This window comes from Pseudomonas fluorescens (assembly GCF_001307275.1).
Lineage (GTDB): Bacteria > Pseudomonadota > Gammaproteobacteria > Pseudomonadales > Pseudomonadaceae > Aquipseudomonas > Aquipseudomonas fluorescens_AA.
Map to the genome: position 1 here is coordinate 3,981,827 of NZ_CP012831.1, position 23,758 is coordinate 4,005,584.

The 23,758-nt window shown below is 60.8% G+C and carries 17 protein-coding genes; 10 read left to right on the top strand and 7 right to left on the bottom strand.

Going from position 1 to position 23,758, the window contains the following annotated elements:
• The first annotated feature begins 55 nt into the window (after nt 1-55).
• The 4 genes from AO356_RS17690 (at nt 56) to AO356_RS17705 (ending at nt 5,108) form a co-directional block, all read left to right on the top strand.
• Nucleotides 56-514, top strand: a complete 459-nt coding sequence (locus AO356_RS17690; RefSeq protein ID WP_060740841.1) for an REP-associated tyrosine transposase — start codon at nt 56-58, stop codon at nt 512-514.
• 594 nt (nt 515-1,108) lie between these two features.
• On the top strand, nt 1,109-2,530 hold the full coding sequence (locus AO356_RS17695; RefSeq protein ID WP_060740842.1) for an amino acid permease: 1,422 nt from the start codon (nt 1,109-1,111) through the stop codon (nt 2,528-2,530).
• A 163-nt stretch (nt 2,531-2,693) separates the two neighbouring features.
• The gene (locus AO356_RS17700) at nt 2,694-3,068 is read left to right on the top strand and encodes a GtrA family protein (RefSeq protein ID WP_060740843.1); all 375 of its coding nucleotides are present in this window, start codon (nt 2,694-2,696) and stop codon (nt 3,066-3,068) included.
• Between the two features lie 519 nt (nt 3,069-3,587).
• Nucleotides 3,588-5,108: a glucosyltransferase domain-containing protein gene (locus tag AO356_RS17705; protein WP_404942823.1), complete on the top strand. Its 1,521-nt coding sequence runs from the start codon at nt 3,588-3,590 to the stop codon at nt 5,106-5,108.
• A gap of 72 nt (nt 5,109-5,180) precedes the next feature.
• On the opposite strand, the gene AO356_RS17710 is transcribed toward AO356_RS17705, so the two are convergent.
• The 6 genes from AO356_RS17710 to AO356_RS17735 form a co-directional block, all read right to left on the bottom strand.
• Nucleotides 5,181-6,800, bottom strand: a complete 1,620-nt coding sequence (locus AO356_RS17710; RefSeq protein ID WP_060740845.1) for an FMN-binding glutamate synthase family protein — start codon at nt 6,798-6,800, stop codon at nt 5,181-5,183.
• Between the two features lie 388 nt (nt 6,801-7,188).
• Nucleotides 7,189-8,595, bottom strand: coding sequence for an ATP-binding protein (locus AO356_RS17715; protein ID WP_060740846.1), 1,407 nt, complete (start codon nt 8,593-8,595; stop codon nt 7,189-7,191).
• A complete protein-coding gene (locus AO356_RS17720) occupies nt 8,592-10,394 on the bottom strand; it encodes a DAHL domain-containing protein (protein ID WP_060740847.1) in 1,803 nt (600 codons plus the stop codon). The genes AO356_RS17715 and AO356_RS17720 overlap by 4 nt, the downstream gene beginning before the upstream one ends.
• Nucleotides 10,391-11,350 carry a cytochrome-c peroxidase gene (locus tag AO356_RS17725; RefSeq protein ID WP_060740848.1) on the bottom strand — a complete coding sequence of 320 codons (960 nt, stop codon included), beginning with the start codon at nt 11,348-11,350 and terminating at the stop codon, nt 10,391-10,393. Before AO356_RS17725 ends, AO356_RS17720 begins: the two co-directional genes overlap by 4 nt.
• A gap of 42 nt (nt 11,351-11,392) precedes the next feature.
• The gene (locus tag AO356_RS17730) at nt 11,393-13,267 is read right to left on the bottom strand and encodes a putative bifunctional diguanylate cyclase/phosphodiesterase (RefSeq protein ID WP_060740849.1); all 1,875 of its coding nucleotides are present in this window, start codon (nt 13,265-13,267) and stop codon (nt 11,393-11,395) included.
• A complete protein-coding gene (locus tag AO356_RS17735) occupies nt 13,264-15,555 on the bottom strand; it encodes an EAL domain-containing protein (RefSeq protein ID WP_060740850.1) in 2,292 nt (763 codons plus the stop codon). The genes AO356_RS17730 and AO356_RS17735 overlap by 4 nt, the downstream gene beginning before the upstream one ends.
• A 226-nt stretch (nt 15,556-15,781) precedes the next feature.
• Between AO356_RS17735 and AO356_RS17740 the strand changes: the two genes are divergently transcribed.
• The 4 genes from AO356_RS17740 to AO356_RS17755 all read left to right on the top strand — a co-directional run bounded on the left by AO356_RS17740 (nt 15,782) and on the right by AO356_RS17755 (nt 18,930).
• Nucleotides 15,782-17,149 (top strand): HD domain-containing phosphohydrolase, encoded by a 1,368-nt coding sequence (locus AO356_RS17740; protein ID WP_060740851.1) that lies wholly within the window; start codon nt 15,782-15,784, stop codon nt 17,147-17,149.
• A gap of 207 nt (nt 17,150-17,356) precedes the next feature.
• Nucleotides 17,357-17,773 (top strand): NUDIX hydrolase, encoded by a 417-nt coding sequence (locus tag AO356_RS17745; protein WP_060740852.1) that lies wholly within the window; start codon nt 17,357-17,359, stop codon nt 17,771-17,773.
• Between the two features lie 24 nt (nt 17,774-17,797).
• On the top strand, nt 17,798-18,436 hold the full coding sequence (locus tag AO356_RS17750; protein ID WP_053124734.1) for a LysE family translocator: 639 nt from the start codon (nt 17,798-17,800) through the stop codon (nt 18,434-18,436).
• Nucleotides 18,433-18,930 (top strand): GNAT family N-acetyltransferase, encoded by a 498-nt coding sequence (locus tag AO356_RS17755; RefSeq protein ID WP_060740853.1) that lies wholly within the window; start codon nt 18,433-18,435, stop codon nt 18,928-18,930. The genes AO356_RS17750 and AO356_RS17755 overlap by 4 nt, the downstream gene beginning before the upstream one ends.
• A gap of 107 nt (nt 18,931-19,037) precedes the next feature.
• Here AO356_RS17755 and metR read toward each other — a convergent pair whose 3' ends face one another.
• Nucleotides 19,038-19,955: a transcriptional regulator MetR gene (metR, locus tag AO356_RS17760; RefSeq protein WP_060740854.1), complete on the bottom strand. Its 918-nt coding sequence runs from the start codon at nt 19,953-19,955 to the stop codon at nt 19,038-19,040.
• A 109-nt stretch (nt 19,956-20,064) separates the two neighbouring features.
• Here metR and metE point away from each other — a divergent pair, with 109 nt between their 5' ends.
• Complete coding sequence (gene metE, locus AO356_RS17765) at nt 20,065-22,377, top strand: 5-methyltetrahydropteroyltriglutamate--homocysteine S-methyltransferase (RefSeq protein WP_060740855.1); 2,313 nt, start codon at nt 20,065-20,067, stop codon at nt 22,375-22,377.
• Nucleotides 22,378-22,683: 306 nt separating this feature from the next.
• Nucleotides 22,684-23,703, top strand: coding sequence for an alpha/beta fold hydrolase (locus AO356_RS17770; RefSeq protein WP_060740856.1), 1,020 nt, complete (start codon nt 22,684-22,686; stop codon nt 23,701-23,703).
• Nucleotides 23,704-23,758 lie beyond the last annotated feature (55 nt).

Consider the following 23,758-nt stretch of genomic DNA (forward strand, 5'->3'; position numbering starts at 1 on the left):
GATCAAACAACAGCATGGCTACGCTGCATCCAAACCCTCTCAAAGGAAGCAAGGAATGCATCCACGCCCCAACTCACATCGCTTGCGTCGAGGACGTTATTCGGAGCAAGGACGCGCCTACCTGGTGACGGCCGTTAGTCATCAGCGCCGTCCTGTTTTTGCCAACTGGAAGGTTGGAAGATTGTTGGTTGCAGAATTCAAATGCGCCCATGATTCTGGCCTGGTGAACTCTTTAGCCTGGGTGGTGATGCCGGATCATTTTCACTGGTTGCTGCAACTCCACGACGGCCATCTGAGTCGTGTCATCGGTGCCACCAAGGCTCGATGCACCCATCACGTCAATAACATGACCAAAACCTCTGGCCCGCTTTGGCAAAGCGGCTTCCATGATCGCGCGATTCGTGACAACGAGGAGCTGCGGCCCTCCGCCGACTACATCATTGATAATCCGCTGCGGGCTGGGCTGGTGGAATGTATCGGCGATTACCCTCTCTGGGATACTGCATGGCTTTGAAGTGACTCATGCTCCCTGTCTGGCCCGAGGAACATGGATTCCCTGTAGTGAGGAGATTTATCTGCGGTTGGATTTCTCTGTGGCGAGGGGATTTATCCCCGCTGGGCTGCGAAGCAGCCCCAATACAGGCAACTCGATTGTCCAGAAATACCCGGGCTGCGGTTGAGGGGCTGCTGCGCAGCCCAACGGGGATAAATCCCCTCGCCACAAATAAATCCCCTGCCACAGATAATCCCCATCATAACGGGCAGTGGTGTCCGGAAAACCCTGCGCTAGAGCCATCGCCCCATGCCAAAACATGACGCTGCACCATCACTGTGCAATACTCGGCGGCGTTTCCGAATGACCTGAATCCCAGACAACACCTCTCTAAAAGCTGCTTCTGGCGCAGGCTTATCCCTGAAATTTCCAGGTTTTACAGTGAATCTCTCTATCCCTGGCTTTTTATACTGCACGACCCGCTGATCCTGAGGTTGTCGTTCCACAGGACGGTCTGCCCAAAAGACAGACCCGGTTTCGGCAAGGCGGCAGGCTTACCGGCCTGTGGCTTTGGACACTCGGTGGCTAATCCAATAACAAGACGAGGTTACCCCTATGCCTGTCGGCAATCATCTGCCCCATGGCGAGACCGCCCAGGGCGGTCCGCTCAAACGTGAACTCGGCGAGCGGCATATCCGCCTGATGGCGCTTGGCGCCTGCATCGGTGTCGGGCTGTTCCTCGGCTCGGCCAAGGCCATCGAAATGGCCGGCCCGGCGATCATGCTGTCCTACATCATTGGCGGCCTGGCGATCCTGGTGATCATGCGCGCCCTCGGTGAGATGGCCGTGCACAACCCGGTGGCCGGTTCGTTCAGCCGCTATGCCCAGGATTACCTCGGCCCACTGGCAGGTTTCCTGACCGGTTGGAACTACTGGTTCCTGTGGCTGGTGACCTGTGTAGCGGAGATCACCGCCGTGGCGGTGTACATGGGCATCTGGTTCCCCGACGTGCCCCGCTGGATCTGGGCCTTGGCGGCACTGGTCAGCATGGGCTCGATCAACCTGATCGCGGTCAAGGCCTTCGGTGAATTCGAGTTCTGGTTCGCCCTGATCAAGATCGTCACCATCATCGCCATGGTCATCGGCGGCGTCGGCATCATCGCCTTTGGCTTCGGCAACGACGGTGTGGCCCTGGGCATTTCCAACCTCTGGGCCCACGGCGGCTTCATGCCCAACGGCGTGTCCGGCGTGTTGATGTCCCTGCAAATGGTCATGTTCGCCTACCTGGGCGTGGAGATGATCGGCCTGACCGCCGGTGAGGCGAAGAACCCACAGAAAACCATCCCCAACGCCATCGGTTCGGTGTTCTGGCGGATCCTGCTGTTCTACGTCGGCGCGCTGTTCGTGATCCTGTCGATCTACCCGTGGAACGAGATCGGCACCCAAGGCAGTCCATTCGTGATGACTTTCGAGCGCCTGGGCATCAAGACCGCCGCCGGCATCATCAACTTCGTGGTGATCACCGCGGCACTGTCGTCCTGCAACGGCGGCATCTTCAGCACCGGACGGATGCTCTACAGCCTGGCGCAGAACGGCCAGGCCCCGGCCGGTTTCGCCAAGACCTCGACCAACGGCGTGCCGCGTCGCGCATTGCTGCTGTCCATCGCCGCGCTGCTGCTGGGCGTGTTGCTCAATTACCTGGTGCCGGAGAAGGTCTTCGTCTGGGTGACCTCCATCGCCACCTTCGGCGCGATCTGGACCTGGGTGATGATCCTGCTGGCCCAGCTCAAATTCCGCAAAAGCCTGAGCGCTTCGGAGCGTGCGGCCCTCAAGTACCGCATGTGGCTGTACCCGGTCAGCTCGTACCTGGCACTGGCGTTCCTGGTGCTGGTGGTGGGCCTGATGGCGTACTTCCCGGATACCCGTGTGGCGCTTTATGTGGGGCCGGCGTTTCTGGTGTTGCTGACGGTGTTGTTTTACACCTTCAAGTTGCAACCGACCGGTGATGTGCAGAGGGCGGTGCGTTCAGCTTCGTAAGTTGACGGCGATGTAGAAGAGAGCCCCGGTCGGATGATCGGGGCTTTTTTTGTGCGCCACAGCCAGCTGAACTACAGGACACCTGTTAGTTCTTACAGTAGACCGAGTATCGACAGAACCCTAGATTGAATAGCCTTACGAACCGTCCCGGTCGGGGGCATCCATGAAAACGTTATGGAAAGGCTTTTTCAGTTACGCCCTGATTGGGCTGGCCAATACGCTGATCCATTGGCAAGTGTTTTTCGTGCTGCGGGTGGCGTTCGGCCTCAATCAAGCGTTGAGTAACTTCACTGCCTTTTGCGTGGCGGCCTCGTTCTCTTTTTATGTCAATGCGCTCTACACATTCGAGGCCAAGACCTCAGTGTTGGGCTATGTTCTTTTCTTATGTGTCATGGGGACGCTCAGTTTCATCGTGGGTTACTTGGGTGATCGCTGGCAGGTCCATGGCCTGCTGACTGTCGCGGTATTTTCACTGTTGAGCCTGGTGATCGGTTTCCTGTTGTCCCGATTTGTGGTGTTTCGTGGACATCGCCAATGAACGTTTCGTTGATCGTTCAGCTTTGGCGGCTGTGCTAGCCCTTGCGCTCGTGGTACGTTTTCACGGAATCACGGCTCCCGCTATCTGGTATGACAAGGCTTTCAGTGTGCTGCTTGCCAGGCACGAGTCTTGGCAGATCTGGTCCATCACGGCGCGAGACGTTCTTCCACCACTGTATTACCTCATGTCAGGCCTCTATTTGATAACGATTGGAAGCCAATCGTTGTCTTGACCAAGGGGAAGATGACTGCTTCCCTGTTCATTCCTATAGCGACAGCTGTGTCAACTGAGGCAGGCGATCAAGTCACTATTACGCAGCTACCCACTCCTGCGGTTCAAAACTCTCCGCCCGCACCATCTGCCACATCCGCGACTCTGTTTCCAGGCGGGATGCAATGGGTCGGCATTGGAGTATTGGGTGAGTACGTCGGACGGATATCTGAAGACCAGGCACCGACCCTGGCATGTCATCAAGGAAATGATCCGGAAAAGCAGGCTGAAATCCCGGGATGAATCATGATGAGCGACTTTTTCTATCGCGAGCTCAATCGTCGTCAGGTCGCGCTGTTTTTTTCAACGGCGATATTGCTTTACGTCCTGCCGTTGATCCTCGCTGATTTTCGCTATATCGACGATAACTGGCGGGCACTGGAAGCTGGAATGGCCTGGACCAACCAAGGGCGCTGGTTTTCTGATCTGTTGTATCAAGTGCTGTCCCTCACCCGCGCCGCGCCGGACATTTTTCCGCTGCCGTTGTTGCTCGCCGCATTGGCCATGTCCCTAGCTTTGACTCGCCTGACCTTTCATTACTTCCCTCAGCCGACACTGGTCTGTTGTTTGGTCCCGTTGCCCCTCTGGTACAACCCCTTCCTGTTGCAGAACCTGTCGTATCAATACGACGGCCCCGCGATGGCACTGAGTCTGGTCGCGGTCATTTACGCAATGACCTTTCAGGGGACTTCGCGAATACGTCAGTGGTGGGTGCCAGCCGGTTTGTTGGTGCTGGCATTCGGGCTCTATCAAGTCAGCTTCAATGTGTTTCTGGGCCTGTGTTGCCTGGAATTGCTCACAGCGGCATATAAACGGGAACCGTACCTGCAATGGCTGGAAATGCTGGGTTGGAAGTTGGCTCAGCTTGGTTTGGCCGTTCTGATTTACTTTGCCACCGCCGTGTTGCTCATGGGGCCGGAGCGGACTGCATTGTTGAATTGGAAAGCCGATCCGTTGCTGCAAATCGGCATCAACATGGAACGGGTGGCCGAGAAAGTTGCGCTGCTGTTTCACGGCGGCCACGCCTGGTTGCTAGCCGCGCTGGTTGTGTTGGCGCTGATCGGCGCCATACGATTGGGCAACAGGTTGCTGGAGCGTGAGGAGCAGGGTTGGAAAACTTTCGTGTTGTTTCTGGGATGTTCGATGACGCTGCCCTTATTGATCCTGCTGGTGCCTGGTATCACGCTGGTTTTTCGTGATTTCAACGAAGGCGCGCGTACCTTGATGGGCTTCGGTGTGCTTCTGATGTTCTGCTTTTATCTTGCGTATCTGGCTCTTTCTCCAATCCATCCTCGTTTGCCGTTATTGCTCCTCCTTCCGCTTCTGGCGACGCTTTCACTGTCCTTCGCTTATGGTCGGGTGCTGACTCTGCAAAAAACCTTCGCCGACGGTGCGCTTTACAGTTTGGGGTACGACATCACTTCACACCGGGAACTGTACGAAGCAAAGCGGATTTATCTATCGATCACCTATTCCGAGTACTGGCTGGTAAGCGCTTGCGGTTCGTTCCGAGAGCTTCCGGTGCTGCCTTATTTGCTAAATATCGACTACTTCATGCTCTCGGAACGCTTACCGTTAATGGGCATCACCAACGTGGCAAAGGAACGTGAGCGGCGCAATGCGACCCGTGTGGGTTATTTAGTTTATGCGCCCATCGTGGACAACCAGTATTACCGGATTTATCTGCTGGGCGACTATGGTTTCATCGTTATGAAAGAGCCTACGCAAATCAGCCGCCGTGTTGCCGACTGTAGCGACTTGACTCGATAGTCAGAGACTGCCCTGTTCCTTCCGATGCAAGGAAAATTGCGCAGCGTCGAAACGGTTCGCTGCGCGATTGGTTCACGCCGCCACCACCTCCATCGGCTCAAAACTATCCGCCCGCGCCATCTGCCACATCCGCGAATAAAACGCCCCGTTGACCTCACCCGTCAGCAATTCCCCCGGCTTCAGAAACACATGCAGCTGGGAAAACAACTTGACCTCGGTAGCCGACATCCGCCGCACCAGATGCTTGGGCTGCAATTGCGACGGGTGCTCGAGCCCGGCGGCGGCGAGCATTTCGGCCAGGGCCTTGAGGGTGTTGCGGTGGAAGTTGTAGACCCGCTGGGCCTTGTCCGGGACGACCAGGGCGCGCTGGCGCAGGGTGTCCTGGGTGGCGACGCCGGTGGGGCATTTGTTGGTGTGGCAGCTTTGGGACTGGATGCAGCCGATGGCGAACATGAAGCCGCGCGCGGCGTTGGCCCAGTCGGCACCGATGGCCAGGACGCTGGCGATGTCGAAGGCGCTGACGATCTTGCCACTGGCGCCGAGCTTGATCTTGTCCCGCAGGTTCAGGCCCACCAGGGTGTTGTGCACGAACAGCAGGCCCTCGCGCAGCGGCACGCCGATGTGATCGGTGAACTCCACTGGCGCCGCGCCCGTGCCGCCTTCCTTGCCGTCCACTACGATGAAGTCGGGCAGGATCCCGGTTTCCAGCATCGCCTTGGCGATGCCCATGAATTCCCAGGGATGGCCCAGGCAGAATTTGAAGCCCACCGGTTTGCCGCCGGACAGCTCACGCAACTGCTGGGCGAATTGCATCAGTTCGATCGGCGTGGAAAACGCGCTGTGGCATGACGGCGAAATACAATCCTCGCCCATGAGGATGCCGCGGGTCTCGGCGATTTCCCGGGTGACCTTGTGCTTGGGCAGGATCCCGCCATGGCCGGGTTTGGCGCCTTGGCTCATCTTGATTTCGATCATCCGCACCTGCGGGTTCTGTGCCTGGGCGGCGAAGCGCTCGGGGTCGAAGCGTCCGTCGCTGGTGCGACAGCCAAAATAACCGCTGCCCAGTTCCCAGGTCAGGTCGCCACCGTGTTCGCGGTGGTAGGGGCTGATACTGCCTTCACCGGTGTCATGGGCGAAGTTGCCCAGCTTCGCGCCTTGGTTCAACGCCCGGATGGCGTTGGCGCTCAGGGAGCCAAAGCTCATGGCCGAGATGTTGAACACCGATGCTGAGTACGGCTGCGTGCACTGCGGGCCGCCGACGGTCACGCGAAAACCGCTGGGGTCGCTCAGCGGGGCCGGGCGCATGGAATGGCCGATGAATTCGAAGCCGGTCTGGTACACGTCGATCAAGGTGCCGAACGGTTTGTCGGCGCTTTCGTTCTTGGCCCGGGAGTACACCAGCGAGCGCTGGGCCCGGGAGAAGGGCAGGGCATCGCTGTCGGATTCGAGCAGGTACTGGCGGATCTCCGGGCGGATGCCTTCGACCAGGTAGCGGATATTGCCCAGGATCGGGTAGTTGCGCCGTACGGCATGACGGCTTTGCAGCAGGTCGAACACCCCCAACAGGCTCAACAGCCCGGTCACCAGCGCAATGGGCCAGAGCCAGTCGTGTTGCAGGAATGGCAGGCTGGCGAGGGTGAAGATGACACAGCCAGCAAAGAAGGCGTAACGACTCAGCAGAGACAGGCTCATACGGTTTCCTTGGGGGTGAGCAATTGGCGAGACATTAGCTTGGAATTCAGCTTGTGGCGAGGGAGCTTGCTCGCGATGGTGGTCGCACATTCAACACCTGCATTGACTGACCCACCGTTATCGCGAGCAAGCTCGCTCCCACAATTGGATTGGCGACGATGCTCGGCAGTTGTGGTGCGGAAGCTTGCCACAGGGGCTGTGTGTTGGCTGGAACAACAGTTTATGAGAACCAGAAAACCTGTGGGAGCGAGCTTGCTCGCGATGGCGGTTGTACGTTCAACACCTGCATTGACTGACCCACCGTTATCGCGAGCAAGCTCGCTCCCACAATTGGATTGGCAGTTGTGGTGAGGGAGCTCGCTCCCACCGATTGAACTGCCGGGATGGCTCAGCTCGCCTGTTTCATCTGCCGCAACGGTAATTCCACGCGGAAGGTGGTGCCGACGCCGACTTCGCTGCGTACGGTGATCTCGCCGTTGTGTTTTTTCACGATGCCGTAGGACAACGACAGCCCGAGTCCTGTGCCCTGGCCGATGGGTTTGGTGGTGAAGAACGGATCGAAGATTTTCTGCAGGGTCTCGGGGGGAATGCCCGAGCCGTTATCCGCCACTTCGATCCAGACGGTTTCTTCACCGACCCCATTGCGCAGGGTGATGGTGCCGCGTTCGGGGCCGATGGCCTGGGCGGCGTTGACGATCAGGTTCATGATCACCTGGTTGATCTGCGACGGCAGGCATTCCACCTCCGGCAAGGGTGTGTATTCCTTGACCACGTCGGCCTTGTACTTGATTTCATTGGCGACGATGTTCAACGTCGAATCCATGCCCTGCTGCAAATTGGCCATCTGCCATTCCTGGCTGGAATCAACGCGGGAGAAGTCCTTCAGGTCCTTGACGATCTGTCCGACCCGGCCAATGCCATCCTTGGATTCCTTGATCAGCAGGGGGATGTCCTCGACCAGGAAATCCAGCTCCACCTGTTCACGCAGCTTTCTCAAGTTCACCACCAGCTCCGGCGAAGTGATGGCCTCCTCGGCGCTGCCGTAGGCGGTGAGCATTTCCTGGAGTTTGCCGAAGTAGCCGTCCAGCGCCCCCAGGTTGGAAGAAATGAAGCCGATCGGGTTGTTGATTTCGTGGGCCACCCCGGCCGCCAACTGGCCCAGCGAGGCGAGCTTTTCCGATTGCACCAATTGGGTTTCCAGCATCTTGCGTTCGTCGATCTCCATTTGCAGCAGCTCGCTTGCCTGTCGGAAGGCTTGGGTGCGTTGTTCTACCAGGTCTTCGAGCTTGTTCATTTTCAGTTGCGCGCGAGAGGTCATTTCCCATTTGGTGGTCAGGGTGTTGGCCATCTGCTGGACTTCGATGTTGTCGAACGGCTTCTTCAGGATCAGCAAGCGGTCGTGGCCGTTCAGACGGTCGAGCAATTCATCCCAGGAATAATCCGAATAGGCGGTGCAAACCACCACTTGCAACTGCGGGTCGCGCTTCCAGAGTTCTTCGATGGTCTTGGCGCCGTCCCAGCCTTCGGGCATGCGCATGTCGACAAAGGCCAGGGCATAGGGACGCTCCTTGGCCATTGCCCCCAGCAATTTGTTCAGGCCTTCCTGTCCACCGTAGGCCGAGTCGAGTTCGAACACGGTGGCGGCAGCTTTCGGTGCTTCGCCAAACAGCGCGCTCTCCATGTCCTGCAAATCCGTGTTGCTGTCATCCTCCGGAGTGAGGATCTTGCGGAAATCTTCATGAATGGCGGGTGTATCGTCGATCAACAGGATGCGGCGGTTACTCAGGCTGTTCATGGTTCACCTTCTGCAAGTTTCAGGGGCACCTGCAATTGGAATGTCGCTCCTTTGCCTGGCCCCTCACTGTGGGCGGTGAGGTGGCCGTTCATTTCGATGGCCGCCAATGCGCAGCTGTGCAGGCCAAAGCCGTGGCCTTCCTTACGCGTGGTAAAACCATGGGCGAAGATGCGCGTCATGTTTTCCTCCGGGATACCTTCGCCTTCGTCCTTGACGCTGATTTGCAAGGTCTGGCCATCGACGACGGCGGCCTTGAGGGTCATGTTCCGCGCATGGTTGGACACCCCGGCCATGGCGTATTTGGCATTGCTGATCAGGTTGATCAGGATCAGCAGCAAGCGGTGCTTGTCGCCCATGATCCGCGGCACGTCACCGTATTCCTTGATCACCGTAACATGATGGCGGGTCAGGGCGCCGGAGTTCATGCGCAAGGCGTCTTCGAGCAGTTCGCTGACCACCAAAGGCTCCAGCAGGCTGCTGGCCCCGGCATAGGATTGCTGCGTGGAGACGATGTCCTTGATGTGGTCCACGCTCTTGCTCAACTGGGCCAGTTCATCGGTCAGGCTCTGCTGTTCCGACGCGATGGCCTCGACCAGTTGGTTGAGGTAGCCGGGCAGCAGCTTGCCCTTGGCGTCCTCGGTGAGGAAGTGCCCAAGGTCATCGGCGTGTTCGTTGATCAGCTGCATCGCCTTGCCCAGCCCCAGGGCCTTGCTGCTGCGCAGTTTGCGGCTGACCAGATCGGCGGAGATGTTCACACTGTTGAGAACGTTGCCGACGTTGTGCAACACGTTGGTGGCGATTTCCGCCATGCCGGCCTGGCGGGCGGTGTCCATCAACTCGCTCTGGGTGTCCTTGAGCTGGCGGGTACGCTCTTCGACCCGCTGTTCCAGCTCGTCGTTGGCGGTTTGCAGGGCGTTGTTGACCCGATTGATTTCGGCGAAGCTGCGTATCAACCGGATCGCCAGCCAGATCAGTATCAAGACCAGGAGCGTGGCGAACACCAACAGGTAAATGTGGTTGCGCTCGTACTGGGCGGCGGCTTTTTCCTGGTCCTTCTCGAGCAGGTGGCTGATGGTGTCCAGGCGATCGGCCAAGGGGATCGCTCCGATTCCCAGCAGTAACTCATTCACCTTGGGTTGTTCGCGCAGGATCACCCCGATGTGCCTGCGCAGGACTTCGATGGAGTTGAGCAACCCTTCAGGCAGGCGCTCCTTGTTGACATCCAACTGGTTCAAGCCCAGCAGGACCTCGGCTGCGATCTCCGGGGAACTGAGCTGGGCGAACTCCATGCTGCTGAGCAACAGGTCGTAAGTGTCGATGGCAACGTTCTGCAACTCCAGTTTGTAGGTGTCGGGCAGCCGGGCGAACTGGCCCTGGATGTCGTCCTCGCCGGTGGGCAGGAAGGCCAGGGAGTTGCGCAACACCGCGTTATGGGACTTGAACTGTTCTATCAGGCGGGTCTTTTCCTTGACCAGCTTGAGGTATTCGTCGCGCTGGGCCTCCCAGAGCGACGGCCCGTGGCGCTCCGGTTCCGATTCGATGGCGTCCAGACGCTGCCACAGGCGTGCCATTTCGTGCAGGGGGGAGACCAGCGGATCGTAGTTGTGGGTCAGGGCGATCCGCGACTTGAGGACTTCGTTGTCCCAGATGGCGTCCTGTTGCTTGAGCAGGCGAATCAGGTCACGGGATTCAATGTACGAGGCGGCCTGCTGGGCCCCCGAATTGACGTACATGAACAGCAGGATCGAAGCCAGCAGCAGGCCGATGAAGGCAAGACCGAGGCGGCGCAGAGCGGTCATAGGGGCTTGCCCTCCGATTCACCCGTCAGGGTCTTGAGGAACTCGACGATCAGTGTCGTATCGTTCTTGAGGGGCTCACGACCCAGTTGGTACTTGAACATCACCTCCACCGCGTGCTCCAGAGTCGTCGCCGACCCGTCATGGAAATACGGCGCGGTAATGGCCACGTTACGCAGGCTGGGTACCTTGAAGACCTGGCGGTCCGCTTCATCGCCGGTGATGTTGAAACGTCCTTCGTCGGCCCGGGTCGGGTTGCCCCGGTCGCCGACGTAGTCACCCATGACGCCGAATTTCTGGAACATGTTGCCGCCGATGTTCACGCCCTGGTGGCAAGCGATGCAGCCGTACTCCTTGAACCGCTGGTAACCGAACTTTTCCCGGGGCGTGAGGGCGTCGGTATTGCCCAGCAGGTACTGGTCGAAACGCGAATTGGGTGTTTGCAAAGTGCGTTCGTAGTCGGCCAGGGCGCCCTGGATATTGGGCTTGGTCACGCCGTCGGAGTAGGTGTCCTTGAAGTCCTTGGCGTAGCCGGGGTCATCGGCGATACGCTTGACCACCGACTCCCAGGTGCTGCCCATTTCCACCGGGCTGGTCACGACCTCGTGGACCTGTTCTTCCAGCGTATCGACGCGGCCATCCCAGAACTGGTGGAAGTTCAGGCCGGCGTTGAACACCGTAGGCGTATTGACCTCCACCGGCTTGCCATCGAAGCCCAGGGAAAACGGCTTGTCGTCGGCGCCGCCCTTGTCCAGGCGATGGCAACTGGCGCAGGACAGGGTGTTGTTGACCGACAGCCGTGGGTCATTGAACAGCCGCAGCCCCAGCTGGACGCGCTTGGGGTCCAGGGCCGGCACCGGTGGCAGGGGCTTGAGGGGTTCGTCCAAAGGCGCGGCGTGAGCGGTTACGCTTGCTCCCACCAGCAGGCCGAGCGCCAGAATCAGTCCATGTAACGCCATGGGATCTTTTCCTTGAAACTTTGGTTGAGGACACTCAGGTGTTCACGAAAACGGGTTCTGGCGTTTTTCCCACTCGGTCATCCAATCGGCAAAGGCCTGCGGTTCGACGGCCTTGCTGAAGTAATAACCCTGGACTTCCTCACAGTGGTGCTTCTTGAGAAATTCAAGCTGCTCAAGGGTTTCCACCCCTTCGGCGATGATGTGCAAGTTCAGGCTCTTGCCCAGGCTGATGATGGTGCTCACCAGCTTGGCGTCATTGCTGTCGATGCTCAGGTCACCGACGAACGACTGGTCGATCTTCAGCACATCCACCGGAAATTTCTGCAAGTAGCTCAGGCTCGAATAGCCGGTGCCGAAATCGTCGATGGCCAGGCGTATCCCCTGTTGCTTGATGGCCTTTAGGATGGCGACCGTGGTATCGATGTTCTGCATCAGTACGCTTTCGGTGATCTCCAGTTCTAATTGTGTCGGGTCCAGGCCGGTTTCCTTGAGGGTGCGGGTGATGCCTTCGACGAAGCCGCGCTGGCGAAAATCGATGGCCGAGATGTTCACCGACAGGCACAGCGGCCGCATGCCCTGGGCTTGCCAGCGGCAGGCCTGCTGGCAGGCTTCCTGAAGCACCCATTGGCTCAGCGGAACGATCAAGCCGCTGTCCTCGGCCACCGGAATGAAATCCCCCGGGTAGACCAGGCCATGTTCCGGCCTGTTCCAGCGTACCAACGCCTCGACCCCGACCACCTTGCCGCTCCCGAGGTCGAGCTTGGGTTGGTAATGCAGTACGAATTCCTTGCGTTGCAGGGCCAGGCGCAGGCCCGATTCGATGGTCTGCTGCTGCCGTGCCCGACGGTTCATGTCTTCGGTGAAGAAACGGTAGTCGTTGGGGCCGGTCTCCTTGACGTTGCGCATCGCCGTCTCGGCTTTCTTGATCAGCGCCACAGCGTCGAAACCGTCGGTCGGGTACACGCTGATGCCCAAACTCGCGGTGACGCTCAGGTCATGGCCGTCGATGGGTTGCGGGGAGCTGATGGCCGCCAGCAATTTCTCGGCCACGCCCTTGGTCTGCTGCGGGTCGACGATGTCCCCCAGCACCACCACGAATTCATCGGAACCGTAGCGAAACACCGAGTCGGACTCACGCACCACGGTGGCCAGCGTCCGGGCCACCCGCTTGAGCATCTCGTCGCCCACCGGATGGCCCAGCGCGTTGTTGATGCGCTTGAAGCGGTCCAGGCCGATGAACATCACCGCCAGTTGCCGGTCGTGCCGACGGCACTGGGCCATGGCCTGGGTCAGGCGATCGCCCAGCAACATGCTGTTGGGCAGCTCGGTGAGTACGTCGTATTGCAGCAGGTGAGACACCTTGAGCAGTTCCTGGACGCGCTCTTCGATCGTGCGTTCCAGGCTGCGCATTTTCCGCGCCGCATCCTGGGCCAGCTGCCATTTCCAGGTCATGGCGCTGGCCATCTGGCGAATTTCCAGGGTATCGAAGGGCTTCTTGAGGATCAGCAACTGATCGTCGAACTCGATCCGTTCGGACATGGTTTCCCAGGAGTAGTCCGAGAAGGCCGTGCACAGGGCGATTTGCAGCCGCGGGTCGGCCTCCCACAACCGTTCGATGGTCTGCAGGCCATCCCAGCCCGGTGGCATGCGCATGTCGGCGAACACCAGCGCATAGGGCTGGCCTTCGGCCTGGGCGCGCTTGACCAGTTCCAGCGCCTCCTCGCCCTGGTAGGCCGAGTCGATCTGGAATTGCAGCCGGCTGACCTGCGGGGTGCCGAACAGCAGGCTTTCGGTGTCGTCCAGCGAGTCATCGCTGCCGGCGCTGGGGCTGAGGATCTTGCGAAAGTCCTGGTGGATCGCCGGTGTGTCGTCCACCACCAGGATCCGCCGGTTGGCAGGCACCGACATGGGGTTCATGGATTGCTCTCCGATAGCTGGCTCGCTGGTCGGGTCCAGTGGTCTGTCGCGGGAATGATGGTGCCGGCCTTGAGCAGTTCGGCGGCTTGGCCGCTGTCGACCACGGTGCTGAAGTAATGCCCCTGGGCCTGCATCGCGCCGCCGCTGGACATCAGTGTGGTGCGTTGTTCCTGGGTCTCGACGCCCTCGGCAATGATCCCGATGCCCACGTCCCGGGCGAAGTTGATGATCGCCCGCAACGTCGTGGCGTTCTCGGGGTCGGCGTTGGCGCTGTCGAGAAAGCGCTGGGCGAGCTTGAGGTGATTGACCCGGTAGGTCTTGAGGTAATCGAACGAGGAATATTCGGTGCCGAAGTCATCGATGGCGATCTGCACGCCCAATTCGCAGAGGCGCGGCAGCACGTCGTTGTGGGTCCACTTGGTCTGGGCCAGGGTGGCTTCGGTGACGTCGAAACGCAGGTCCCAGGGTGCCAGTTCCCAGCGCGCGGTGGTGCGCAGCACGTCGTAGATCAGTTCCGGTCCGGTCTTGAGCTGGGTCAGGGACAGGTCGATGGCGATCACCGGCGGCGCCATGCCCTGGTCGCGCCATTGGCGCATCTGTTGACAGGCCTGGTCCAGTACCCAATGCCCCAGGCCAATGATGATCCCGGTCTTTTCCGCCGCTGGCATGAAGGCCGCCGGTTCCAGCCAGCCCCGTTGGGGGTGGTTCCAGCGCACCTGCACGCCCATGCCGAGGATCTTGCCGGAGCCGAGGTCGACTTCCGGCAGGTAGTGCAGGTGCAGTTCCTGGTTTTCGATGGCTTGGCGCAGATCGTTGGCCAGGGCGACCCGGTCGGTGACTTCCTGGTTAATTTCCTCATTGTGGAAGTGATACTGGTTGCGACCCTTTTCCTTGGAGCGGTACAGGGCCATGTCGGATTGCGCCATCAGGCTGTCGGCACTCAGGCTCTGCGGGGTGTACAGGGCGATGCCGATGCTCACCGAGATCCGCACGTCGTTGCCGTCCAGGGAATACGGTGCCACCAGCGCATCACGGATCTTGCCCGCCAGCGCGGCGCAGTGGGTCGCTTCATGGACGTCCAGTTGCAGCAGGGCGAATTCGTCGCCGCCCAGGCGCGCCACCACATCGTTTTCCCGGGTACAGGACTTGATGCGGGCGGCGACTTCCTGCAACAGCAGGTCACCGATGGGATGGCCCAAGGTGTCGTTGATGCGTTTGAAGTGGTCCAGGTCCAGGTAGAACATGGCGAACGGTGCCGCTCCCCGACGAGCGGCGGCGAAGGCCTGGTGCAGGCGCTCGATCATGGTGGCGCGGTTGGCCAGCCCGGTCAGGCCGTCGGTGCGGGCGAGCAGGGCAATCTTCTCTTCGGCCAGCTTGCGTTCGGTGATGTCGAGGATGATGCCTTCCACTTCCAGCAACAGGCCCTGGTCGTTGCGTACCGGGATGTAGCGGTTCTCCACCCAGCGGAACGTGTCGTCGCCGGTGCGCATGCGAAACTCGATGGAGGCCCCGGCAGTGTCCCGGTCGAGGACACGGACCATGGCCTCCCGGACTTTGTCCTGGTCGTCGGGGTGGATCAGGGTTTGCGCCCAGTCCGGCGCGTTGATCAGTTGCGCCGCGGAATGACCGAACTTGGTGATGTTATGGGAGATGTACATCAACGCGAACGGCGGCTCGCCCCGCAGGCGATAGAGAATGGTCGGGCTGTTCTGCACGATGATATTGGCGTCGGCCAACTCGCGGGTGCGTTCCTCGACCGCCCGTTCGAGCATGTCCATTTTCAGCGCCGCGTCCTCGGTCATCTGCCATTTGACGGTCAAGGCGCTGGCCATCTGGCGGATCTCGATGGCGTCGAAGGGTTTTTTCAGGATGAGCAGGCGGTCGCCCAGTTCGAGGCGCTCGGAAATATCTTCCCAGGAATAATCCGAGTAAGCGGTGCACAGGGCCACTTGCAGCTTGGGGTCGGCGCGCCACAGCCGTTCGATGGTTTCCAGGCCGTCCCAGCCCGGTGGCATGCGCATGTCGATGAACGCCATGGCGAAGGGCTGCCCTTGGGCCAGCGCCTTCTCGACCTTGTTCAAGGCTTCCATGCCCTGGAACGCCGAATCGAGCACGAAACTCATGGCGGCGACCGCTACCGGCGCGCCAAACAGAGCCTCTTCGGCACTGCTCAGGTTGTCTTCGGCGTTCATCTGGGGGCTGAGGATCTTGCGAAAATCCTCATGGATGGTCGGGGTGTCGTCGACGATCAGGATCCGCCGATTGGTTTTATCCAAAGGCAGGCTCATGGCCGTGCACCACTTTGATGCTGACTATAGAACCCTGGAAACATCTGATATCCCTTTCACTGGCATGAGTATTCGGCCTGTACATGGCCCTTCATGGGGTAGAGCATAGTCGCCTCATCGCGATGCGCTCGGCCACTGATGGCAAATGTGTCTAAATTTTCGCAATCTACTAGGCTGTAATTCGGGGCCAGGTAGAACGGTTGTCGTGAACAGGAGGGGGTTTCAAATGGAAGATCAATCGCCGGACGTTCCGGTAAAGAAGCCGGTGGTGCTGCTGGTCGATGACGAAGAGTCGATTCTCAATAGCCTGCGCCGGCTATTGCGCAGCCAGCCGTACGAGATCCTGCTGGCCGACAGTGGCGCCAAGGCCCTGGAGATTCTCAAGGAGCGGCCGGTCGACCTGGTGATGACCGACGCGCGCATGCCGAACATGGACGGTGCCACGCTGTTGGCCGAGATCCGCAAGCTGTACCCCTCGACGTTGCGCATCCTGCTCACCGGTTATGCCGATGTGGACATGATGACCAAGGCCATCAACGAGGGGCAACTCTATCGTTACCTCAGCAAGCCCTGGAACGATGAGGAACTGGTGCAGGCCTTGCGCCAGGCCCTGGCCCACCAGCATTCCGAAAGTGAGCGCCAGCGCCTCGAAGCGCTGAACCGCGAGCAGAACCAGCAACTCAAGACCCTGAACGCCACCCTGGAAAAACGCGTGGCGTCGCGCACCTCCGAGCTGCAGCAGACCGCTGACATGCTCGACCTGGCCTATGACGAGCTCAAGCGCAGTTATGTGACCAGCACCGAGGTGTTTTCGCTGATCGCCAACCTGCGCCTGCCCAAGCCCAAGCAGACCAACCGGCAGATCATCGAGTTGATCAGGGTCTACAGCCGACTGCATTTTCTCGATGAGTCCACCGACCGTGACCTGACCATGGCCGCGGCGCTCTACAACATCGGCAAGCTGAGCTGGACCGACAATATGATGGTCACGCCCGCCGACCTGCTGCACCACAATGAACTCGATCTCTATCGGTCCTATCCGAAGCAGAGCGAGTCGCTGCTGATGACCCTGGACCCGATGAAGGACGCGGCCCGGATCATCCGCCATCACCAGGAGCGCTGGGACGGCAGCGGTTTCCCAGAGCACCTCAAGGGCGAGGCCATTCCGTTCGGCTCGCGGCTGTTGAAACTGGCGGTGGATTTCATCGAGCTGCAGCGCGGGTTGATCCTCGAACGACAGATGAACAGCGACGAAGCGCTGGTCTACATCCGCAAGTACGCCGGCAAGCTGTACGACCCGGACATGATCGAGGACTTCATCAAGGCCTGCGGCGAGTACCTGGATGACGTGACCCTGTCCGACCCGACGGTCAAGGTCATGAACACCCGCGAACTGGTGGCCGGCATGATCCTGGCGCGCAACCTCAACGCCGACAACGGCATGCTGCTGCTCAACGCCGGCAAGGTCATGAGCGGCCCGCTGGTGGAAAAGCTCATCGCCTTCGAGTCGATGGAAGGGGCCCGGTACAGCGTGTTCGTCAAGATCCCCGAAGAACTGGCCGACCCTTCGGCGCCGAAGCCGATTTTGGGGTGATGCGGATCTGAAGATGCCTGTGGGAGCGAGCTTGCTCGCGATAGCGGAGTGTCAGTGACTGCAGTGTCGACTGACCGGACGCTATCGCGAGCAAGCTCGCTCCCACAGGGGGAGTGTGTTGATTTTCAGTCCAGCGCCAGGCTTTGCTCCCTGCCACTGTGGTCTGTAATCTCCCTGGCATTTTTCTGCCCAAGGCTTTGACTCATCATGACCACCTCCCTCATCCGCATCGCCGCCGCCCTGCTGCTCGGGCCGGATGGGCGAACCCTGCTGGTGCGCAAGCGTGGCACCCGGGCCTTCATGCAGCCGGGGGGCAAGATCGAGGCCCATGAACAACCGGTGCAGGCGCTGGTCCGGGAACTGGAAGAAGAGCTTGGGTTGCGGATCGACCCGGCCCAGGCCCGCCCCCTGGGTGTGTTCAGAGCACCGGCGGCCAACGAACCGGGGTTTATCGTGCAGGCCGAGGTGTTTTTGCTGAACATCGACGCCCCGGTTTCGCCAGCCGCCGAAATCGAAGAGGTGTGCTGGATCGACCCGGCCGGCGACAGCGATCTTGTGCTCGCACCGTTGACAGGCGAGGTGATCCTGCCGTTTTATCGAGCGACACACCTCGCCACTTGCTGATTCACGCCTCAAGGACTGACGCCCATGATTCCATTGCCGGACCTGTTGATTTTCGCCGCCGCCGCGTTGCTGATGGTACTGACGCCCGGCCCGAACATGATCTACCTGATTTCCCGTTCGATCTGCCAGGGCCGCAAGGCCGGCGTCACGTCGCTGTTGGGCGTGGTGGCGGGGTTCTTCGTGCACATGTTCGCCGCCGCCGCGGGGCTGACGGCGGTGTTCCTGGCGGTGCCCATGGCCTATGAAGTGTTGAAGTGGGCCGGCGCGCTGTACCTGTTGTGGCTGGCCTGGCAGGCAGTGAAACCGGGCGCGCGTTCGCCCTTCGAGGCCCAGCAGTTGCCGGCGGACTCGACACGCAAGCTGATCACCATGGGCTTTCTCACCAGTGCGCTGAACCCCAAGATCGCGGTGTTCTATCTGTCGGTGTTCCCGCAGTTCATCAGCCCGGAACACGGCTCGCTGTTCACCCAGAGCATCATCCTCGGGCTGACCCAGATCAGCGTCAGTTTCAGCGTCAACCTGCTGATCGCCCTGTTCGCCGCCGGCATTGCCTCGTGGTTTGTCCACAACCCGAGCTGGCTGGCGGTGCAGCGCTACTTCATGGGGTTTGTCCTCGGTGCCCTGGCGCTGCGCCTGATGCTCGAGCAACGGCGTTCGGCGTGAACATCCGACGCCTGCGGGCCGGCGATGCCCTGGTGTATCGCGAGCTGATGCTCCAGGCGTACGCCTTGCACCCCCAGGCCTTCACCTCCAGCGTCGGCGAACGGGCGAAGTTGCCCATCAACTGGTGGGAGTCACGCCTGGGCAGCCGGCTCGATGTACTGTTGGGGGCGTTTGTCGAGCAAGAACTGGTCGGCATCGTCGGCCTGGCCCTGGAGCCTCGGGAAAAAGCCCGGCACAAGGCGCTGCTGTTCGGCATGTACGTCGCCGACGCACATCGCCATCGGGGCTTCGGCTACCAACTGGTGCAGGCGGCCCTCGACGAAGCCCGGCGCCACACCTTCCTGCGCCTGGTGCAACTGACCGTCACTGCGGGCAACGCCCCGGCGCTCAAGCTCTACCAGCGCTGCGGCTTCGTCCTGTACGGCCTCGAACCGATGGCGATCCGCGTGGAGGATGAGTTCCTCGACAAAATCCACATGTGGCTCGAGCTCTAAAACCACCACCATTCCCTGCTGTGTGTGTTTTTTGTGGGAGCAAGGCTTGCCCGCGATGGCGTTTTCGCAATCGCCATCGCGGGCAAGCCTTGCTCCCACAGAAGCTATCAGCGAACGGCACTGACACCGTCGAGTGTGGAAAACGATGTGTCCTTGGCCGTCAGCAAAAAATCGCGCATGTACGGCGCGTCGAGCATGTCGGTGCGCACCGCCGCGTACAGCGTGGCGAACAGACCTTTCTCCCCCAGCCGCTTGGCCTTCACGTAGCCCCGCGAGCTGTATTCATGCAGCGCCCAGTGCGGCATGCCGCAGACGCCACGGCCGCTGGCCACCAGTTGCATCATCATCACCGTCAGCTCGGATGTGCGCACCTGGGCCGGTTCGATGTCGGCCGGTTCCAGGAAGCGGGTGAAGATGTCCAGCCGGTCGCGCTCCACCGGGTAGGTGATCAGGGTTTCGCTGATCAGGTCCTCGGGCACGATGTAGGGCTTGCCCGCCAACCGATGCTGGTTGGCCACGGCGAGCATCGCTTCGTAGGTGAACAGCGGCACGTACGTGATGCCGGCCAGTTCCAGCGGGTCGGAGGTCACCACCAAATCGAGGTCGCCCCGGGCCAGGGCCGGCAAGGGGGCGAAGGCGAAACCCGAGGCCAGGTCCAGCTCGACTTCCGGCCAGGCATCGCGGAACTGGTCGATGGTCGGCATCAGCCACTGGAAGCAGCTGTGGCACTCGATGGCCATGTGCAGGCGCCCGGCGGTGCCGCCCGCCAAGCGGGCGATGTCCCGTTCAGCGCTGCGCAGTAACGGCAGGGCGGCATCGGCCAGTTGCAACAGGCGCAGGCCGGCGCTGGTGAAGCGTACGGGCTTGGTCTTGCGCACGAACAACTGCATGCCCAGGCGCTCTTCCAGTTCCTTGAACTGGTGGGAGAGGGCGGACTGGGTCAGGTGCAGGCGTTCGGCGGCTTCGACCAGGCTGTCGGCTTCACGCAGGGCGTGCAGGGTCTTGAGGTGACGGAGTTCAAGCACCGGAGTGGCTCCATGAGTAAAACTTGTGATCAACACGAAAAGGTTGAGTTTGTCTCATGTGGGTCGAGCTGTCGACAATGGCGCCATCTTTTACAGGAGGACGCACACCATGGCCCTGGCCCACACCCTCGGTTTTCCCCGCATCGGCGCCGACCGCGAACTGAAGAAAGCCCTCGAAGCCTATTGGAAGGGCGACCTGGCCCCGGCTGCGTTGCAAGCCGTGGGTCGTGAACTGCGGGCCCGGCACTGGCAACTGCAGAAAGACGCCGGCATCGACCTGCTGCCCGTCGGCGATTTTGCCTGGTACGACCAGGTGCTCAGCCACACCTTGACCCTGGGCGCCGTCCCGCAACGTTTCCACGGCACCTTGAATGCCCAGGGCCGACCGACCCTCGACACCCTGTTCGCCATGGCCCGTGGCGCCACGGCCAGTTGCTGCGGTGCCGAGCACGGCCAGGCGCAATACGCCCAGGAACTGACCAAGTGGTTCGACACCAACTACCACTACCTGGTCCCGGAGTTTTCCGCCGACCAGACCTTCGCCCTGAGCTGGGAACAGTTGTTCGACGAAGTGGACGAGGCCCATGCCTTGGGCCACCAGGTCAAACCGGTGATCATCGGCCCGTTGACCTACTTGTGGCTGGGCAAGGCCAAGGGCGAGGCGTTCGACAAGCTCGGCCTGCTGGAGCGCCTGCTGCCGGTCTACGGTGAAATCCTCAACCGCCTCAAGGCCCAGGGCGTGGAATGGGTGCAGATCGACGAGCCGATCCTCACCCTGGACCTGCCCCTGGCCTGGAGGAGCGCCTTCGAGCGGGCCTACCACATCCTCCAGTACTCGCCGTTGAAAAAACTCGTGGCCACCTATTTCAGTGGCCTGCAAGACAACCTCGGCCTGGCGGTGAGCCTGCCGGTGGACGGCTTGCACATCGACGCGGTACGTGACCCGGAACAACTGGGCCAGGTGCTGGACCGCCTGCCGACCTACAAGATTCTCTCGGTGGGCCTGGTCAACGGTCGCAACGTCTGGCGCTGCGAACTGGAGCAGGCGCTGGCGCAATTGCAAGCGGCCCAGGAGCGCTTTGGCGACAACCTTTGGGTCAGCACCTCGTGCTCGTTGTTGCACAGCCCGGTGGACCTGGAGCGTGAAGACCGGCTCGATCCCGAACTCAAGAGCTGGCTCGCCTTCGCCGTGCAGAAGTGCGGTGAAGTCGCGGTGTTGCGTGATGCGCTGAACGATCCACAGGCCCCCGCCGTGCTGCAGGCGTTGAGCGACAGCCGCGAGGTGCAGGCCCGTCGCGCCGGTTCGGCGCGCATTCACAAAGCCGAGGTCCAGGCGCGCCTGGCGGCGATCGGGCCACAGGATAGCCAGCGGCATTCGCCGTTTGCCCAGCGCATCGAACGCCAGCGCGCACGTTTGGCGTTGCCGGCCTTTCCTACCACCACCATCGGCTCCTTCCCGCAGACCCCGGCCATACGCCTGGCCCGTCAGGCCTACAAGCAGGGCAAGTTGTCGGCCAACGATTATCAGGACGCCATGCACACCGAGATCCGCCATGCCGTACAGATCCAGGAACGCCTGGGCCTGGACGTGTTGGTGCACGGTGAAGCCGAGCGCAACGACATGGTGGAATACTTTGCCGAGCAACTGGACGGCTACGCCTTCACCCGTTTCGGCTGGGTACAGAGTTACGGCTCGCGTTGCGTGAAGCCGGCGATCATCTACGGCGACATCAGCCGCCCGAAAGCCATGACCGTCGACTGGATCCGTTACGCGCAAAGCCTGACCGACAAGGTCATGAAAGGCATGCTCACCGGCCCCGTGACCATGCTGATGTGGTCGTTCCCCCGCGAAGACGTGTCGCGCCAGGTCCAGGCCCGACAACTGGCCCTGGCCCTGCGCGACGAGGTGCTGGACCTGGAAAAGGCCGGGATCAGAATCGTGCAGATCGACGAGGCGGCGTTCCGCGAAGGGCTGCCACTGCGTCGCGGGCAATGGCAGCACTACCTGGACTGGGCCGTGGAGGCGTTCCGCTTGTGCGCATCGGGCGTGGGTGATGACACCCAGATCCATACCCACATGTGCTACAGCGAGTTCAATGACGTGATCAAGGCCATCGCCGACATGGACGCCGATGTCATCACCATCGAGACCTCCCGTTCGGACATGGAGTTGCTGGAAGCGTTCGAGGCGTTCGACTACCCGAACGACATCGGCCCGGGCGTCTACGACATCCACTCGCCACGGGTGCCGGACACGGCCGAGATGGTTGCGCTGATGAGCAAGGCGGTGAAACGCATCGCCGCCGAGCGGCTGTGGATCAACCCCGACTGCGGGCTGAAGACCCGGGGCTGGCCAGAAACGGAAGCGGCGCTGGTGAACATGGTGGCGGCGGCGCGGCAGTTGCGTAGCGAGTTGGCCTGAGGCCCGGATGTTGTGGGCGAGCCCCCTGGCTCTGGCAAGGGGAGCTTTTTTGTGGCGAGGGAGCTTGCTCCCGCTGGGCTGCGCAGCAGCCCCAAATGTCATGTCTTGATCATATTTTGAGGTCGAAGCCTTTTGGGACCGCTTCGCGGTCCAGCGGGAGCAAGCTCCCTCGCCACAGGGTGCCCACATGACTTCAGGTCACCACTCGACAATCTTCATCAAACTGTCACGCAACTGTGGCAGCGCGCTTGAACAAACTTCATCAGACTCGCGCTCTACTGGGGTTCTGCGTTTCGGTGTTTCTTCATGCGTGTACTTATTTTCCTGGCCGCGTTGTTTTTCGGCCTGCCGTCGATGGCGGCATCTCGTTGTGATGTCAATGTTGCGACCCAACGGGTCGATCTGGATCAGGTCAGCCTGGCCTACCAGAGCATTGGCCGTGCCTCGGATCCTGCATTGCTGTTGGTGATGGGCCTGGGTGGGCAGTTGATCCACTGGCCGGACGAAGTGGTGGTCGCCCTGTGCGAGCAGGGTTTCCGGGTGATTCGCTACGATAACCGCGATGTCGGCCTGAGCACTTGGCGCCAGGCGCCCGGCAGCGCCAACCTGACCTTTGAAGCCCTGCGCTACAAGCTCGGCTTGCCCGTGGCCGCGCCGTATACCCTCACCGATATGGCCGACGACGGGCTCGGGCTGATGGACGCGTTGCATGTACAAAGCTTCCACGTACTGGGCGCGAGCATGGGCGGGATGATCGCCCAGCACATGGCGGCCATGGCGCCTGAGCGGGTTGAAAGCCTGACCCTGATCATGACCAGTTCCAGTGCCGCAGGCTTGCCCGCGCCCAGCGAAAGACTGGTGCAACTGTTGTCCCGGCGCGGTGCTCCGAATCGCGAAATGGCCCTTGAACAGCAGGCCGACCTGCTGGCCGCGTTGGGCAGCCCGATGGTGGTGGATGATCGTCAGGCCTTGTTGCATCAGGCTGCACTGGCCTATGACCGGGCCTTCAACCCCGAAGGCGTGAAGCGCCAGATCATGGCGATCATGGCCGAGCCGAGCCGGGTAGCCCTGCTCAATCAACTGCGGGTGCCGACCCTGGTCGTCCACGGCACCGCCGACCCGTTGCTGCCGGTGATGCACGGCGTGCACCTGGCGGCGCACATCCAAGGCAGCCAACTGAAACTGATCCCGGGCCTGGCCCATCGCTTCCAGGACGCGTTCAAGGCGCCGTTGCTGGGGGCGGTGTTGCCGTACCTGCAGCAGCACCGCGAAGACACGTCCCACTGGGCACAGATCGAACCGGTGCAGGCGCCGAATCTGCTCTGATAACCCTGATGGCTGGCTTTTGTGGCAATGGGATGTGTGGGAGCAAAGCTTGCTC

Bases quoted from the DNA above. Each gene is read 5' to 3' on its own strand.
- AO356_RS17690 (WP_060740841.1), top strand. From the start codon at position 56: ATGCATCCACGCCCCAACTCACATCGCTTGCGTCGAGGACGTTATTCG.
- AO356_RS17710 (WP_060740845.1), bottom strand. From the start codon at position 6,800: ATGAGCCTGTCTCTGCTGAGTCGTTACGCCTTCTTTGCTGGCTGTGTC.
- AO356_RS17745 (WP_060740852.1), top strand. From the start codon at position 17,357: ATGACCACCTCCCTCATCCGCATCGCCGCCGCCCTGCTGCTCGGGCCG.
- AO356_RS17695 (WP_060740842.1), top strand. From the start codon at position 1,109: ATGCCTGTCGGCAATCATCTGCCCCATGGCGAGACCGCCCAGGGCGGT.
- AO356_RS17730 (WP_060740849.1), bottom strand. From the start codon at position 13,267: ATGAACCCCATGTCGGTGCCTGCCAACCGGCGGATCCTGGTGGTGGAC.
- AO356_RS17735 (WP_060740850.1), bottom strand. From the start codon at position 15,555: ATGAGCCTGCCTTTGGATAAAACCAATCGGCGGATCCTGATCGTCGAC.
- AO356_RS17715 (WP_060740846.1), bottom strand. From the start codon at position 8,595: ATGAACAGCCTGAGTAACCGCCGCATCCTGTTGATCGACGATACACCC.
- metE (WP_060740855.1), top strand. From the start codon at position 20,065: ATGGCCCTGGCCCACACCCTCGGTTTTCCCCGCATCGGCGCCGACCGC.
- AO356_RS17720 (WP_060740847.1), bottom strand. From the start codon at position 10,394: ATGACCGCTCTGCGCCGCCTCGGTCTTGCCTTCATCGGCCTGCTGCTG.
- AO356_RS17725 (WP_060740848.1), bottom strand. From the start codon at position 11,350: ATGGCGTTACATGGACTGATTCTGGCGCTCGGCCTGCTGGTGGGAGCA.
- AO356_RS17700 (WP_060740843.1), top strand. From the start codon at position 2,694: ATGAAAACGTTATGGAAAGGCTTTTTCAGTTACGCCCTGATTGGGCTG.
- AO356_RS17770 (WP_060740856.1), top strand. From the start codon at position 22,684: ATGCGTGTACTTATTTTCCTGGCCGCGTTGTTTTTCGGCCTGCCGTCG.
- AO356_RS17750 (WP_053124734.1), top strand. From the start codon at position 17,798: ATGATTCCATTGCCGGACCTGTTGATTTTCGCCGCCGCCGCGTTGCTG.
- AO356_RS17740 (WP_060740851.1), top strand. From the start codon at position 15,782: ATGGAAGATCAATCGCCGGACGTTCCGGTAAAGAAGCCGGTGGTGCTG.
- AO356_RS17705 (WP_404942823.1), top strand. From the start codon at position 3,588: ATGAGCGACTTTTTCTATCGCGAGCTCAATCGTCGTCAGGTCGCGCTG.